The following is a 15738-nucleotide window of genomic DNA, read 5'->3' as shown; positions in this document are numbered from 1 at the left end:
TCCCTAAACGGGGTATAGCCTTTATTATCCTTGATCACTTTGCTTAAGCTACGGCCACAAAACGGATTTCATGTATCAACCTGTCGCGTTATTCATTGGCTTGCGCTACATGCGCGGGCGGGCCTCAGACCGCTTCGGGCGGTTTGTTTCCTGGCTTTCCACCATCGGCATTACGCTGGGGGTGATGGCGTTGGTTACCGTATTGTCGGTGATGAACGGTTTTGAAAAGGATCTGGAGAACAATATTCTCGGTCTGATGCCGCAGGCGTTGATCACCAGCCCTCAGGGGTCGATCAATCCTCAGCAAATTCCCGCCTCGGTGGCGCAGGGTCTGCAGGGCGTCAGCCGCGTTGCGCCGTTAACCACCGGTGACGTGGTACTGCAAAGCGCTCGCAGTGTTGCGGTCGGCGTTATGTTGGGGGTAAACCCGGACGAAGCTGATCCATTGACGCCGTTTCTGGTGAACGTCAAACAGCAACTATTGCAGCCGGGCCAGTACAACATCATCCTTGGTGAACAGCTCGCTGGGCAGCTTGGCGTCAAACGTGGCGATCCGCTGCGGGTGATGGTGCCGAGCGCCAGCCAGTTTACGCCTATGGGGCGCATTCCGATTCAACGCCTGTTTACTGTTGTCGGCACTTTCCATGCGAATAGTGAAGTTGACGGTACCCAGATGCTGGTCAATCAGCAGGATGCCTCACGCCTCTTACGTTATCCGGCAGGCAATATCACAGGATGGCGTTTGTTCCTGCAGCAGCCGCTGACGGTTGACACTCTTAGCCAACAAAAATTGCCTCAGGGCACCGAATGGAAAGACTGGCGCGAACGTAAAGGCGAGTTGTTCCAGGCTGTGCGTATGGAGAAAAACATGATGGGGCTGTTGCTCAGCTTGATCGTGGCAGTGGCGGCGTTCAACATCATTACGTCGCTCGGTCTGCTGGTGATGGAGAAGCAGGGCGAGGTCGCCATTTTGCAAACACAGGGCCTGACACGTCGACAGATCATGTCGGTGTTTATGGTACAGGGCGCGAGTGCGGGCATTATCGGTTCGTTGCTTGGCACGCTGTTGGGTGTGCTACTTGCGACCAATCTGAATAATCTGATGCCGATTCTCGGCGCATTGATTGACGGCGCATCGCTGCCGGTGGCGGTTGATCCGCTACAGGTGACGATCATTGCCGTGGCGGCGATGGCGGTTTCTCTGTTGTCCACGCTTTACCCTTCATGGCGCGCTGCCGCCGTACAACCCGCTGAGGCTTTACGTTATGAGTAACCATCTTTTGTTGCAGTGTGACAACCTGTGCAAGACCTATCAGGAAGGCAACCTGCATACCGACGTACTGCGCAATGTCAGTTTTGCTATGCAGCCGGGCGAGATGATGGCGATTGTCGGTAGCTCAGGCTCCGGCAAAAGTACCTTACTGCACCTGCTAGGGGGCCTGGATTCTCCAACGTCCGGTGAGGTGATCTACAAAGGTCAGTCACTAAATACCTTGTCTTCGGCGGCCAAGGCCGAGCTGCGCAACCGCCAGCTTGGTTTTATCTATCAGTTCCACCACTTGTTGCCGGACTTTACTGCACTGGAAAACGCCGCTATGCCACTGTTGATCGGTGGCATGAAGCCGGCACAGGCGCAGGAAAAAGCGTTAGAGATGCTGACGGCGGTCGGCTTGGCAAAACGCAGCAAGCATCGGCCTTCAGAATTGTCCGGCGGTGAGCGTCAGCGCGTGGCCATTGCGCGTGCGTTGGTGAATAACCCGTCGCTGGTTTTAGCGGATGAACCGACCGGTAACCTGGATAAACGTACGGCTGACAGCATCTTTGATCTGCTCGGTGAGCTGAATGTACGCCAGGGTACGGCGTTCCTGGTGGTGACCCATGACCTGCAATTGGCGAAACGGCTTAGCCGCCAATTGGAAATGGCCGACGGCCATCTGCAGGCCCAGTTGACCCTGTTGGGGGCTGAGTAATGGCAGGTGCGTCACTTTCCTTCCTGACGGCTCTGCGTTTCAGCCGTGGGCGCAAGCGCGGTGGCATGGTGTCGTTGATCTCGGTGATCTCCACCATAGGTATCGCACTGGGCGTTGCCGTGTTGATTGTTGGCCTGAGCGCGATGAACGGTTTTGAGCGCGAACTGAAAAACCGTATTTTGGCCGTGGTGCCACACGGTGAAATTGAACCGGTGAAACAACCTTTCAAAGACTGGCCATCGATTCTACAGCGAGTGGAAAAGGTGCCAGGCATAGCGGCTGCGGCCCCTTATATCAACTTTACCGGCCTGATGGAAAATGGCGCGCAACTGCGTGCGGTCGGGGTTAAAGGGGTTGATCCGCAGCAGGAAATACAACTTAGTGCGTTGCCGAAATACGTTCAAGGTGACGCCTGGGCTAATTTTAAAAGCGGTGAGCAGCAGGTGATCCTGGGCAAGGGCGTTGCTGATGCATTGGGCGTCAAGCAAGGCAGTTATGTGACGGTGATGATCCCCAACAGCGACCCGCAAATGAAGCTGCTGCAACCGAAGCGTATCCGTTTACATGTCACGGGTATTTTGCAGCTCAGCGGCCAGCTTGATCACAGCCTGGCGATGGTGCCACTGGCTGACGCCCAGCAGTATCTGGATATGGGCGACAGCGTGACGGGCATTGCCATCAAGGTTAACGATGTGTTTGCCGCCAACAAGCTGGTGCGCGATGCCGGTGAAGTCACCAACTCTTATGTTTATATCAAGAGCTGGATTGGTACCTATGGCTACATGTACCGTGATATTCAGATGATTCGCGCCATCATGTATCTGGCAATGGTGCTGGTGATCGGCGTTGCCTGCTTTAATATCGTTTCTACGCTGGTGATGGCGGTGAAAGACAAGAGCGGTGATATCGCGGTGCTGCGTACTCTGGGTGCCAAAGACGGCTTTATTCGCGCCATCTTTATCTGGTACGGCCTGCTGGCTGGACTGGTGGGCAGCGTCAGCGGTGTCGTCGTTGGGGTTATCGCTTCATTGCAACTGACCAACATCATTAAAGGGCTGGAAAAACTGATGGGGCATTCATTCCTGTCGGGTGATATCTATTTCATCGACTTCCTGCCTTCGGAGCTGCACTGGCTGGACGTGTTGATTGTACTGGTGACGGCGTTGGTGCTCAGCCTATTGGCTAGCTGGTATCCGGCCAGGCGTGCCAGCCGTATCGATCCGGCACGCGTATTGAGCGGACAATAATCAAAATCAGGGGAGGCAGCGATGCCGCCCTATTTTTTTAGCCTAAGGGTGGGTTATGTACTACGGTTTCGATATGGGCGGCACCAAGATTGAGCTGGGCGTGTTCGATGCAGACCTACAACGCATTTGGCAAAAAAGGGTGCCGACACCGCGTGACGATTATCAGCAATTGCTGACTACGTTACGCGATCTGACCTTTGAAGCCGATGCGTTCTGTGGCCAAAAAGGTAAGGTAGGCATCGGTATTCCGGGGCTACCCAACGATGATGATGGCACGGTGTTCACCGCTAACGTACCCGCGGCTATGGGACAACGACTGCCACACGATCTGGCTGAACTGATTGACCGTGAAGTGCGTATTGATAACGACGCCAACTGTTTTGCACTGTCAGAGGCCTGGGATGACGAATTCCGCCACTATCCGACGGTACTGGGTATTATCCTTGGTACTGGGGTTGGTGGTGGGTTGATCGTCGATGGCAAAGTGGTCTCCGGCCGTAACTATATCGCCGGCGAATTTGGCCATTTCCGCCTGCCGGTGGATGCGCTTGAAGTGCTGGGGCATGATATACCTCGCGTCCCTTGTGGTTGCGGCCATCAGGGTTGCATTGAAAATTACATTTCTGGCCGCGGTTTTGAGTGGATGTACGCTCACTTTTATCAGCAGCACTTGCCTGCACAGCAGATCATTGCGCATTATCAGTCGGGTGAGCCGCAGGCAGTGGCTCATGTCGAACGTTTTATGGATGTTCTGGCGATATGCCTGGGCAATTTACTGACCATTATTGATCCACATCTGGTGGTGATCGGTGGCGGGTTATCGAATTTTGAAGCCATCTACCAGGCGTTACCACAGCGTTTACCTGCGCATCTGTTGCGGGTGGCCAAGTTGCCACGCATTGAAAAAGCGCGCTATGGGGACGCGGGTGGCGTACGTGGGGCTGCGTTCCTCAATTTGGTTCACAGGGAAAAGTAAGGAGAGAGTTAATGCACACTCGCCATCGGCTGTGTCAGTTTCGTAAGAGTAAGCATGTGCTGCATCAGCGCTTTCGTTCGCGGATTTTTCATCGCGATACCATGGCGGCGGCCGAGCTGAAAAAGCCGTTTGTCGTGGTGTTAACCGGGGCCGGGATCTCGGCTGAGTCGGGCATTCGTACTTTCCGCGCCGCAGACGGTTTGTGGGAAGAGCACAGTGTGGAAGATGTCGCAACGCCGGAAGGCTATCAGCGTGATCCGCAACTGGTGCAGGCGTTTTATAATGAACGCCGTCGGCAGCTACAGTCGCCGGAGATTGCCCCTAACGCGGCGCACCGCGCATTGGCGGATCTGGAAGCCTGGTTGGGGGATAACTTCCTGCTGGTGACGCAGAATATCGATAATCTGCATGAGCGTGCCGGCAGTTCACGTGTGTTGCACATGCATGGTGAACTGTTGAAAGTCCGCTGTACCAGTTCAGGGCAGGTATTTGACTGGCCGGAAGATCTCAGCGTGGATGATCGCTGTCATTGCTGCCAGTTCCCAGCACCGTTGCGGCCACACGTGGTGTGGTTCGGCGAAATGCCGCTGGGCATGGATGAAATCTATCAGGCGCTGGCCAAAGCCGATTTCTTTGTAGCCATTGGCACTTCGGGTCATGTTTACCCGGCTGCAGGTTTTGTCCACGAAGCACGCTTGGGCGGGGCGCACACCATGGAACTGAATCTGGAGCCAAGCCAGGTAGAAAGTCAGTTTGATGAAAAACACTATGGTCCTGCCAGTGCGGTAGTACCACGATTCGTGCACAAATTCCTGGTCGGGAAAGTCGAAAGAGCCGATCAACCTTAACGCCAATTTCAGGGCGCGGCCTGTTGCGCCCTGAATTCTCTAATTATTACCTCAACGTTTGCCTGCTTACCCACTTCGTACTCGCGTTCTACCCATATTGTCCAATGTTTAGCTATTGATGAACGAACGCGCACATCTGTAATTATCACTGCAATTAATGATTTCCGTTAAATCTGGGTAAAAATGACCTGTCTCAATATTTGATCCGGACCGGTTCCGCATAATGAAACGCGATATTCTGAGGGCGGATACCATGGATAAACTACTAGATCGCTTTTTTAACTACGTCTCATTCGACACGCAATCTAAAGCGAACGTCAAACATGTGCCGAGCACCGACGGGCAATTGAAGCTGGCGCGCGCGTTGCAGCAGGAAATGATTGAATTGGGGTTTGAACGGGTGTCGCTCAGCGAGCATGGCTGCGTCATGGGCACCTTGCCGGGGAACGTTGCCTGGCCCGTACCGGCAATTGGGTTTATTTCGCATTTGGATACATCGCCGGACTTTAGCGGTAAGCATGTTAATCCGCAGATCGTCGAAAATTACCGCGGTGGCGATATTGCCCTCGGTATCGGCGATGAAGTGTTGTCACCGGTGATGTTTCCGATCCTGCACCAAATGTTGGGGCAGACACTGATCACCACCGACGGTAAAACGCTACTCGGTGCTGATGATAAAGCGGGTATTGCTGAGATATTGACCGCCATGGTGCGGCTACAACAGCGTAAGATCCCACACGGTGATATCCGCGTAGCCTTTACGCCGGATGAAGAGGTCGGTAAAGGCGCACGGTTTTTTGATGTTGCAGAATTCAATGCCGAGTGGGCCTATACCGTAGATGGCGGCGGCGTTGGTGAACTGGAGTGTGAAAACTTCAATGCGGCATCAGTAACGGTGAAAATTGTCGGCAATAATGTGCACCCGGGGAGCGCTAAAGGGGTGATGGTGAACGCACTGTCGCTTGCGACCCGTATTCAACAAGCATTACCGGCGGATGAAACCCCGGAAACCACCACGGGCTATGAAGGGTTTTATCACCTCAGCAGCCTTAAAGGGAGTGTTGAGCGTGCCGAAATGCACTATATCCTGCGTGACTTTGAGCGTGACGGTTTTGAAGCGCGCAAACGCCGGATGATCGAAGTCGCTCAGCAGGTGGGTAAAGGCCTGCCACGGGATTGTTATATCGAGGTGGCGATCGAAGACAGCTATTACAACATGCGCGAACAGGTGGCAGAACACCCCCATGTGATTGCGTTGGCGCAGCAGGCAATGCGTGACTGTGATATTGAACCGATCATGAAGCCGATTCGTGGTGGCACAGATGGTGCACAGTTGTCGTTTCGTGGTCTGCCGTGTCCGAATCTGTTCACTGGCGGTTACAACTACCACTGCAAGCATGAGTTTGTTTCCCTTGAAGGGATGGAGCAAGCGGTGGCGGTCATTATGCGCATTGCAGCACTGACGGCCGAACGCGCCAAATAACACCGTTCACGATTATTATAATTGCTTGCCGTAACAATGATTTGCTCCTAGTGTGAGATATATTTCCAGCACAAGGAGCCGTATCATGAGCACTGAACACCGTATCGATCGCCAATGCCTTGAACAGTTTGTACAGGCTATTTGGCGCCATGCCGGCAGTACGGAGCGTGAAGCCGCGCTGGTGGCGGATCATTTAGTGCAGGCTAATCTGGCTGGACATGATTCGCATGGCGTAGGCATGATCCCCAGCTATATGGCATCGTTGGCGCAAGGGCATCTACAACTGAATGTTCATGCTCAGGTGGTGCGCGATGCGGGGGCCGTGCTGACGGTTGACGGTGGTCAGGGGTTTGGCCAGGTGGTGGCTAGCGAAGCGATGGATAAAGGGATTGAGCGCGCCCGGCAATTGGGGCTGGCGGCGGTGGCGCTGCATAACTCACACCATATTGGCCGTATCGGTCACTGGGCTGAACAATGTGCACGTGCCGGTTTTATCTCCATTCATTTTGTCAATGTGGTGGGCGATCCGATGGTGGCGCCGTTCGGCGGCAGCGATCGTCGCTTCGGCACCAACCCCTTCTGCGTCATTTTCCCCCGTGCAGATAAAAAACCACTGCTGTTGGATTTTGCCACCAGTGGCATTGCCTTTGGTAAAACGCGCGTGGCTTACAACAAAGGCCAGAGCGTCGCACCTGGTTATCTGATTGATCAGCACGGTCAACCAACGACTGAACCTTGTGTGATGCACGAACCGCCATTTGGCTCGTTGTTGCCATTTGGTGCACATAAAGGGTATGCGCTGGCCACATTGTGCGAAATTCTCGGTGGAGCGCTGTCCGGCGGACGTACGACGCATAGCGCCACGCTGAAATCCAACAGCGATGCCATTTTCAACTGTATGACGTCCATCATCCTCAACCCAGAAGCATTCGCTGCGCCGGATATGCAGAATGAAGCAGAGGCGTTTATCGACTGGGTGAAGGCTTCACCTCCAAGCGATGGGCAGCCTATTGCCGTACCCGGTGAGTGGGAAGAGGCGAACCGTGAGATGCGATTGCAGCAGGGTATTCCGATAGATGCTAATACCTGGCAGCAAATTTGTGCGGCCGCGCAACAGGCGGGCATGCCGGACAATGAACTGGAAAACTACCGTGTGAAGGCGTTGCGGAGATAAAAAAAGCCACCCGCCGAAAAGCGGGTGGCTTGATTGAGAAAGTACTTAGCTTCAGTCTTTGAAATACCAGTAGCCGTTATTAACCAGTGCGGTCAACAGCGCCAGGAATGACGGATCGTCAACCGCGTCGCCGAGCATGGCAGCATCAACGCTGAAATTCTGGCACATTGCATCGGCAGCCTGCAGATGCTCGGTATCCATCAGTTCACCGTTCACAAAGCACTGGTCACCAACGCGTAATACGCGCAGGCCGCCCAGACGTTGTAATGGCTCACCCTGTTGCAGCAGTTCGTAAATTTCCCCAGCCTGATAAGGGGGTTCCGGTGGTGCCGCGTCCAGCTCGTGGCGCGTCTGGGAGATAAACTCGCCGAACCACTGCTGGAAGTGCTCAGGTTGCTGAACCAAATCCAACATCATCTGGCGTAACGCGTCGACTTCCTGCGGTAACACCTCTGCTGGGTGTTCACGCAGTTGAATATCTGGATCGCTGTAGCGTTTGCTACCCAGTTCGCGTGCCAGTACGTAGTCGGCAAAGCCGCTGATCAGCTCACGACCATTAGGTGCGCGGAAGCCTACTGAGTAATTCAGTGCATTCTCCAGCGCGTAACCTTCATGTGGGAAACCTGGTGGAATATACAGAATGTCACCCGGTTCCATTTCTTCATCAATAATGGCGTCGAAAGGTTCCACCTGTAGCAAATCAGGGTGTGGGCAATGCTGTTTCATCGGCACTTTTTCGCCCACACGCCAGCGGCGGCGGCCCGTGCCCTGTATGATAAAGACGTCGTACTGATCAAGGTGAGGACCAACGCCACCGCCAGGGACCGAGAATGAAATCATCAGGTCGTCCATCCGCCAGTCAGGCAGTTGGCGGAATGGGCGCATCAGTGCGCTGGAAGGCTCATGCCAGTGATCCACTGCTTGCACCAGCAGTGACCAGTTGTTCTCGCTCAGGTGGTCAAAACTCTCGAAAGGCCCGTGCGCAACCTGCCAGCGCCCGTCCTGGTGGCTAACCAAACGGCTGTCCACTTCGTTTTCCATCGCCAGCCCAGCCAGCTCATCCGGGGAAATCGGATCGATAAAGTTTTTGAAGCCGCGCTTCAGAATCACCGGACGCTTTTGCCAATAACGTTGCAAAAAATCGTTCCAGTCCAGATCTAATTGATAATCCATGTTCTATTCCAGGATAGAGGAGTGAGCCTGAGTGCGATTATAACGGAAGATTGGCCCCGTGGATCGGGGCCTGAACAACAGAATTTACTCGTGATGGTGGGAATCGTGCTGGCGAGCGAACGTGACCTGCATGCGAGCACCTCCCAACGGGCTATCGCTAATGGTGATGGACCCGTCGTACTGCTCAATGATCTCTGCCGCTACCGACAATCCCAGGCCCTGACCGGGGCGAAGCGTGTCTACCCGCTGACCGCGCTGGAAGATCAGCTCGCGTTTGCTTTCCGGAATGCCTGGGCCATCGTCGTCGATGACGATAGTGAGGAATTTGTCGGAGTGGAGGGAGGTGATTTCAACGAACTCCAGGCAGTATTTACAGGCGTTTTCCAGCACGTTGCCCATGACTTCCATAAAGTCGTTTTTCTCTCCCATAAAGGTCACTTCTGGTGAGATATCCAGCGTTATCACCACGCCTTTACGTTGATACACCTTGTTCAGTGCGACGGTGAGACTGTCCAGCAGTGCAGGGACCGAATGGATTTCACGCGTCAGTACCGTCTGCCCCGAGTTGATACTGGCACGGTGCAGGTAGTAACCAATTTGTTGGGAGATACGACTGATCTGATCGAGCATGATCGGCTCGACTTCCTCAATCGTGGTCTGTTTGCCGGTACGCAGTGAGCGTAATGTGGTTTGCAGCACCGCCAACGGCGTCTTCAGGCTATGTGTCAGATCGGAAAGTGTGGTGCGATATTTGGTGTAACGTTGACGCTCGTTACGCACCAGAATATTCAGATTGCGCACCAGCCCGCGCAACTCACTGGGAGGGTTCTCGTCGAGTTGTTCACGTTCACCGTTTTCCAGTTCTCCGACTTGATTGACCAACGCCTTGATAGGGCGCAGGCTCCAGTAAGCCGCCAACCACAACAATGGCACCACCAATAGCAGGTTGGCCAGCAGCACATAGCTGAACCACTCCCATACTACGTCAGAGCGCTGGAGCTCCTGTGGAATGGTGTCGACCACCACGATGCTCAGTGCCGGTAATCTTGCTGTTGCTGCGTAGGTGTTGACCGCCACGGAGTGGGTCAGTGCGTTTTGATCGTTGTCGTCATAATCCTTGAGCTGATCTTGCGCTTTGGGGTTGTTGCCCAGCACTTCGCTACTGATACGGGTATCCGTATCAATTTCGTAGAAGCCTGACTCCTCCAGCCACTCTTTATTGATGCGCTTTTCCAACTCTGGCACCTGACGCTGGCTCCACAACAGATTGCCTTTATCGTCGTAAATGAAAACCAAAGTAGGAAAGTTGAGATCAATATCCGGTGGAATGGCGATGGTTAACTTATTGTTATTCCATTGGGCCAGGCTGAAGAACAGATTGCTTTCACCGCGTAGCAAACGAAAGGCGGTTTTGTCGAAACTGACGATATAACCCACCACCGCCACCAGACCATAAGACAGCGATAGCGCCAGGATCACCCCGGCGGTTGCCATCAGAAAGCGGGCGCGCAGTGAAAACGGTTTTTTATCCTTGCTGAACATGATGTTCACTTCGCATCAAAACGATAGCCCTGGCCACGTACTGTGGTGATCACTTCCTGCGGGTATTCCGCCTGCAGTTTTTTACGCAAGCGCCCCATCAGCACGTCGATGGTATGGCTTTCACGCAGTTCAGCATCCGGATACAGTTGCAGCATTAAGGAATCTTTGCTGACCACCTTGCCAGCGTTACGAATTAAGGTCTCGATAATCGTGTATTCAAACGCGGTCAGTTTGATTTGCTGTTCGTTGACGCTGAGCTCGCGGCGCGAGAGATCGATTTGGAACGGCGGTAAAACGATGACCTGTGAAGCAAGGCCGCTATTGCGACGCATCAGCGCCTGCATGCGGGCGATGACTTCTTCCAGATGGAACGGCTTGGTGACATAGTCGTCAGCACCGGCTTCCAACACGGCCACTTTGTCTTGCCAGCTCTCACGCGCCGTCAGCACCAGAATCGGCAGCTTCATCTGGTGGGCACGCCAGCGGCGGATCAGGCTCAGGCCGTCTTCACCGGGCAGGCCGAGATCGACAATGGCGATGTCCGGCGCATGTTCTTGCAGGAAATAGTCGGCTTCCTTGGCATCTTCCGCTGCATCAACCTGGTGGCCCATTTCACGCATCTGTACAGAGAGGTGGTGGCGCAACAAACCATTATCTTCAACAACCAGTACTCGCATGACGGACTCCTGTAGATTGGCGGGTGAACATCCTGTCACCCGCGCTATAAAAGGTAACACGCTCTTTGGCGCATAAGGGATAGCGCTGCGACCTTACCCATCTGATCGTGTTGACGTTATGGTAGGTATAACCTGCACTTATCGCAAGGGACGCAGAGCCTTGGTTAAAAATAAGCGCTATCTATTTTTTGTACGTCGCCATTATCGGCAACGCCCAATAAACGCAGGATAAACAATGGCGGGGCAAAGCTAAACCAAACTTAAACAAACGAGGCCGTTAGCAGGAAAGCCAAGGCCTTTTGATAACGTTACGCCAGGACGGGTATCGCGCTGTTCGGTTGTGACATAATTCCCTGTATTACAGTACCTATTCGTGTGGGCAACATTGGCCTACTTTTGACCCGGAGCACTATGAAGCTCAGTAGCGATAATAAGCAGCACGCATCTCAGGATGCGATACACGTGACTTTTTACCGGCATTTACGGCAAGGAATGACGCGTAGAGCCGCGCTGCATCTGACGATTAAGCAGCTCGTGATCGCCGGGACGCTGGGTTATTTGGCGAAACTGCCACCCAGCAGGGTGTTGGCTGCGCGGCTGACTATTTCGCGTGATACCGTTGAATTAACCTACGCCCAACTGGAAGCCGAAGGCTACATTGCTCGCGCCGTAGGTCGTGGCAGCTTTGTCAGTTACCAGCAAAATACGTTGATCGGTCGCGAGTTGCTGGCGTCTGAGAATGCGGAAAGTACCCTTTTGTCAGAACGAGAGCTTAGCGTTCATGGCCGCTCCTTACTGGTTGCCGCACATGCTCCACACACTCGGCGTAGTGGTGCACTGACCCCCTCATTGCCCGATTTGCGCTTGTTTCCCATCGAAAGCTGGCTTCAACTGGAAAGGCTGGCTGTGCGTCAGGGAGCCGAGCCTCTGCTTGGCTATGCCGATCCTCAAGGACTGGTGGAGTTAAGAGTGGAAATCATTGAGTATCTGCGGCGTGAAAGGGGTGTTAAAGCCAGCGCAGATCAGGTCATTGTAGTGACCAGCTCTCAGCAGGCGTTATCATTGTGTACTCAGGTACTCTTTAATCCCGGTGACAGAGTTTTTGTTGAAGAGCCAGGCTATCAAGGGGCCAAAAAATTGGCTCAGTCTGCGGGACTAATCACCCATCCGATCGCTGTGGATCAATCCGGTATGGATATTGATGCGCTGATTCAGGCGGAGGAGGGAGGGCGAGGTGTTTATATCACGGCCTCTCACCATTATCCCTTAGGCCATTCACTCAGCATTGAAAGAAGGCTGAAGCTTTTGGCGTGGGCGCAACATGAAAAAGCCTGGATTATTGAAGATGATTACGACTCAGAATTTAATTATAACGGTCTGACGACCGCCTCATTACAAGGGTTAGATCAATATCAACGCACTTTATATATTGGTACGTTCAGTAAAACGTTATTTCCTGGCTTACGTATTGGGTTTCTTATCGTTCCGCAGGCGTTAATTAAACCTATGGTGGCGGCGAAGCAATTTCAGGATGGCTATACGTCTGCATTACCACAAATGACGTTATTCAAATGCTTAAGTGGTGATTTTTATGCCGAACATTTAAGAAACATGCGCAAGATATATCAGGCTCGGCTTGAGATCCTGCATGCCGCGGTGCATCAGTACCTTGGCACCTGGACTCAGCCGAGATTGCCGCAGGGCGGTCTACAGCTGGTGTGCCCGCTGGTAGACGCAGCCACTGAGCGGCGGTTGATTCATGCCGCCGCGGCCCAAGGAATGAAAATCTACGGGCTGATTGACTTCTATACCAACCCTCCCACTAAAGGTGCATTGGTCTTCGGCTTTGCTGCCTACACCCCGGATGAGATTGTAAAATTTATCAAAAGGTTATCATCTATTTTTAGCGAACTCTCAGCGCCAGCTTCAGAATGATAGTGCCGCCAAATTGGTCTGCTTGCTGTTGTTAATTGGTCTGTATTCAGCCCGCATTGGTGGGTGTATCCTGCTGGTATTACGTTATTTTTTCTCAGGAAATCAGCGAGGATCTATGCTTCCAGTTAACAATGAAGTTGTAGTGCGAAAAATACAAAGCGATGACAAATCACAGTGGTTGGATCTTTGGCAAGGGTACCTTCATTTTTACCGTGCGGAAGTTTCAGCACAGGTCACCGATCATACCTTTGAACGGTTATGCGAAGGGCATCAGGTTTATGGCCTGGTGGCAGAAGATAAAGACGGCACATTATTGGGGTTAATGAATCTGATTTTTCATCCATCCACCTGGAGCTCTGTCGGTTATTGTTATATTGAAGACCTTTATGTTTCTCCGGCAGCGCGTGGTAAGAAAGTGTCCGAAAAATTATTTGAGCAAGCTTATCTGTTGGCAAATGAAAAAGGAAGCGACCGGGTTTATTGGATGACGCAGGAATATAATGCTCCGGCTCGTTCGCTGTACGATAAAATAGGCAAAAGAACGTCGTTCATTGCTTACGAACGTTAACGGCAAATCGCGGAGGCTTTATGGTGATCAATCAATTCGGTCAGCCGGTGGGTGAGCCATTAACCGATTGGCAAGCGGCGAAACGGCCTACAGGGGAAATGCTGGAAGGGCGCTTTTGCCAGTTGAAACGGCTTGAGCCACAGCGGGATCATGCCGCATTATTCCATGCCTTCCAGCAGGCGCCGGATGGCCGAGATTGGACGTATTTGTCGATAGAGCGACCTGAGAGCCCAGCGGCCATGCTGCAACATCTGACAGCGTTACAGGCGAATCCCACACTGGTTAATCTGACGGTGTTTGACTGTTCAAGTCAGCTTCCTGTTGGAACGGTTGCCTATATGCGTATCGACGAAGGCAACGGCGTGGCGGAGATTGGTCATGTCAGTTGGTCACCCGCGATGAAGCAGCGATCGAGCGCCACCGAAGCGATTTATCTGATGTTGCGACACCTGTTTGAAGACTTGGGTTATCGCCGCTGTGAATGGAAGTGCGACAGCCATAACGCACCCTCCAAACAGGCAGCTGCGAGGTTTGGTTTCAACCATGAAGGCACGTTCAAGTACGCGGTGATCACCAAAGGTCGCAGCCGGAATACCGATTGGTTCGCCATCACGGTTGACCGCTGGCCGGCAATCAAAGCCGGGTTTGAACAATGGTTAAATCCCGATAACTTTAATGCGCACGGGCAGCAGAAAAAACGATTGCAGGATTTTATGGAATAAAAAAGGCGGCCAAACGGCCGCCTTTTTTAGCGCGAAACCAAACTGTTACTTCAGCTCATCAACCATGGTCGCGGCGCGACCAATGTAGTTAGCGGGAGTCATGGCTTTCAGGCGTGTTTTCTCTTCTTCTGGCAGTGCCAGCCCATCGATAAACGCTTGCATGCCAGCGGCATCCACACGTTTGCCGCGAGTCAGTTCTTTCAGCTTCTCATACGGCTTTTCGATGCCGTAACGGCGCATCACGGTTTGGATAGGCTCGGCCAGCACTTCCCAGTTGTGATCCAGCTCGTCCAGCAGGTGTGCCTGATTCACTTCCAGCTTGCTAATGCCTTTCATGGTCGCCTGATAGGCGATCAACGCATAACCCAGGCCAACACCCAGATTACGCAGCACAGTGGAGTCGGTCAGGTCGCGCTGCCAGCGGGAAACCGGCAGTTTACTGGCCAGATGGCCCAGTACTGCGTTTGACAGGCCCAGGTTGCCTTCGGAGTTTTCGAAGTCAATCGGGTTAACCTTGTGCGGCATGGTAGAAGAACCGATTTCACCGGCGATGGTCTTCTGCTTGAAGTGATTCAGGGCGATGTAACCCCAGATATCACGATCGAAGTCGATCAGGATGGTATTGAAGCGGGCCACACAGTCAAACAGTTCTGCAATGTAGTCGTGCGGTTCAATCTGCGTGGTGTACGGGTTCCAGGTGATGCCCAGTGACGTAACGAACTCTTCACTGAAGACATGCCAGTCCACTTCTGGGTAAGCGACGATGTGGGCGTTATAGTTGCCGACAGCACCGTTGATTTTACCCATGATTTCCACGCGCTCAAACTGACGGAACTGACGTTCCATACGGTAGGCGACGTTGGCGAATTCTTTCCCGACAGTAGACGGGGTTGCCGGCTGGCCATGGGTACGGGACAGCAATGGAATATCGCGGTATTCCAGCGCCAGGCCCTTGATCGAATCAATGATTTTACGCCAGTACGGCAGTACAACATCCTGACGCGCAGTTTGCAGCATCAGTGCGTGCGACAGGTTGTTGATGTCTTCTGAAGTACAAGCAAAGTGGATAAACTCGGACACCGCCTGCAGGGCAGGGATTGCTTCCACTTTTTCTTTCAGGAAATACTCAACCGCTTTCACGTCGTGGTTGGTGGTGCGTTCGATAGTCTTGATACGCTGCGCGTCTTCTTCGCTGAACTCTGCAACGATTTTGTCGAGGAAAGCGTTTGCGTCGGCGTCAAAAGCCGGAACTTCCTTGATTTCTGCGCAGGCGGCCAGTTTTTGCAGCCAACGTACTTCAACCTGCACGCGGAATTTCAGCAGACCGTATTCGCTGAAAATGGCGCGCAGTGCGCTGACTTTATCACCGTAGCGTCCATCAACGGGTGAAACGGCGGTCAGTGAGGATAATTCCATCGGTAGC

At 53.1% G+C, this 15738-nt stretch carries 14 protein-coding genes; 10 read left to right on the top strand and 4 right to left on the bottom strand.

Going from position 1 to position 15738, the window contains the following annotated elements:
• Positions 1-70 precede the first annotated feature (70 nt).
• The 7 genes from lolC to SGR01S_RS12840 all read left to right on the top strand — a co-directional run bounded on the left by lolC (position 71) and on the right by SGR01S_RS12840 (position 7698).
• Positions 71-1273, top strand: coding sequence for a lipoprotein-releasing ABC transporter permease subunit LolC (gene lolC, locus SGR01S_RS12870; RefSeq protein ID WP_061807627.1), 1203 nt, complete (start codon positions 71-73; stop codon positions 1271-1273).
• Complete coding sequence (gene lolD, locus SGR01S_RS12865; protein ID WP_020826458.1) at positions 1266-1970, top strand: lipoprotein-releasing ABC transporter ATP-binding protein LolD; 705 nt, start codon at positions 1266-1268, stop codon at positions 1968-1970. The genes lolC and lolD overlap by 8 nt, the downstream gene beginning before the upstream one ends.
• Positions 1970-3217, top strand: a complete 1248-nt coding sequence (lolE, locus tag SGR01S_RS12860) for a lipoprotein-releasing ABC transporter permease subunit LolE (RefSeq protein WP_061807626.1) — start codon at positions 1970-1972, stop codon at positions 3215-3217. Before lolD ends, lolE begins: the two co-directional genes overlap by 1 nt.
• A 55-nt stretch (positions 3218-3272) precedes the next feature.
• The gene (nagK, locus tag SGR01S_RS12855) at positions 3273-4193 is read left to right on the top strand and encodes an N-acetylglucosamine kinase (protein WP_061807625.1); all 921 of its coding nucleotides are present in this window, start codon (positions 3273-3275) and stop codon (positions 4191-4193) included.
• Positions 4194-4204: 11 nt separating this feature from the next.
• Positions 4205-5041 carry a Sir2 family NAD+-dependent deacetylase gene (gene cobB / locus SGR01S_RS12850; RefSeq protein WP_061807624.1) on the top strand — a complete coding sequence of 279 codons (837 nt, stop codon included), beginning with the start codon at positions 4205-4207 and terminating at the stop codon, positions 5039-5041.
• Between the two features lie 253 nt (positions 5042-5294).
• Positions 5295-6524: a peptidase T gene (gene pepT / locus SGR01S_RS12845; protein WP_061807755.1), complete on the top strand. Its 1230-nt coding sequence runs from the start codon at positions 5295-5297 to the stop codon at positions 6522-6524.
• Between the two features lie 85 nt (positions 6525-6609).
• The gene (locus tag SGR01S_RS12840) at positions 6610-7698 is read left to right on the top strand and encodes a malate/lactate/ureidoglycolate dehydrogenase (protein WP_061807623.1); all 1089 of its coding nucleotides are present in this window, start codon (positions 6610-6612) and stop codon (positions 7696-7698) included.
• A gap of 51 nt (positions 7699-7749) precedes the next feature.
• Here SGR01S_RS12840 and SGR01S_RS12835 read toward each other — a convergent pair whose 3' ends face one another.
• From SGR01S_RS12835 to phoP, 3 genes are all read right to left on the bottom strand, one after another.
• Positions 7750-8871, bottom strand: a complete 1122-nt coding sequence (locus SGR01S_RS12835; RefSeq protein WP_037420510.1) for a ribosomal protein uL16 3-hydroxylase — start codon at positions 8869-8871, stop codon at positions 7750-7752.
• Between the two features lie 84 nt (positions 8872-8955).
• On the bottom strand, positions 8956-10413 hold the full coding sequence (phoQ, locus tag SGR01S_RS12830) for a two-component system sensor histidine kinase PhoQ (RefSeq protein WP_037420513.1): 1458 nt from the start codon (positions 10411-10413) through the stop codon (positions 8956-8958).
• A 5-nt stretch (positions 10414-10418) separates the two neighbouring features.
• Entirely contained in the window at positions 10419-11090 is a 672-nt protein-coding gene (gene phoP, locus SGR01S_RS12825) for a two-component system response regulator PhoP (RefSeq protein WP_020826469.1), read from the bottom strand.
• Between the two features lie 411 nt (positions 11091-11501).
• Here phoP and pdxR point away from each other — a divergent pair, with 411 nt between their 5' ends.
• The 3 genes from pdxR (at position 11502) to SGR01S_RS12810 (ending at position 14315) form a co-directional block, all read left to right on the top strand.
• Complete coding sequence (pdxR, locus tag SGR01S_RS12820) at positions 11502-13025, top strand: MocR-like pyridoxine biosynthesis transcription factor PdxR (protein WP_061807622.1); 1524 nt, start codon at positions 11502-11504, stop codon at positions 13023-13025.
• Positions 13026-13140: 115 nt separating this feature from the next.
• The gene (locus SGR01S_RS12815) at positions 13141-13593 is read left to right on the top strand and encodes a GNAT family N-acetyltransferase (protein WP_037420566.1); all 453 of its coding nucleotides are present in this window, start codon (positions 13141-13143) and stop codon (positions 13591-13593) included.
• Positions 13594-13613: 20 nt separating this feature from the next.
• The gene (locus SGR01S_RS12810) at positions 13614-14315 is read left to right on the top strand and encodes a GNAT family N-acetyltransferase (RefSeq protein ID WP_061807621.1); all 702 of its coding nucleotides are present in this window, start codon (positions 13614-13616) and stop codon (positions 14313-14315) included.
• Positions 14316-14360: 45 nt separating this feature from the next.
• Here the strand turns inward: SGR01S_RS12810 and purB are convergent, their stop codons facing one another.
• Positions 14361-15731 carry an adenylosuccinate lyase gene (purB, locus tag SGR01S_RS12805; protein ID WP_061807620.1) on the bottom strand — a complete coding sequence of 457 codons (1371 nt, stop codon included), beginning with the start codon at positions 15729-15731 and terminating at the stop codon, positions 14361-14363.
• Positions 15732-15738 lie beyond the last annotated feature (7 nt).

The organism is Serratia grimesii NBRC 13537 (genome assembly GCF_001590905.1).
Taxonomy (GTDB): domain Bacteria; phylum Pseudomonadota; class Gammaproteobacteria; order Enterobacterales; family Enterobacteriaceae; genus Serratia; species Serratia grimesii.
Note: the sequence above shows the minus strand (reverse complement) of the source record. Positions and strands in the feature narration are given on the sequence as shown.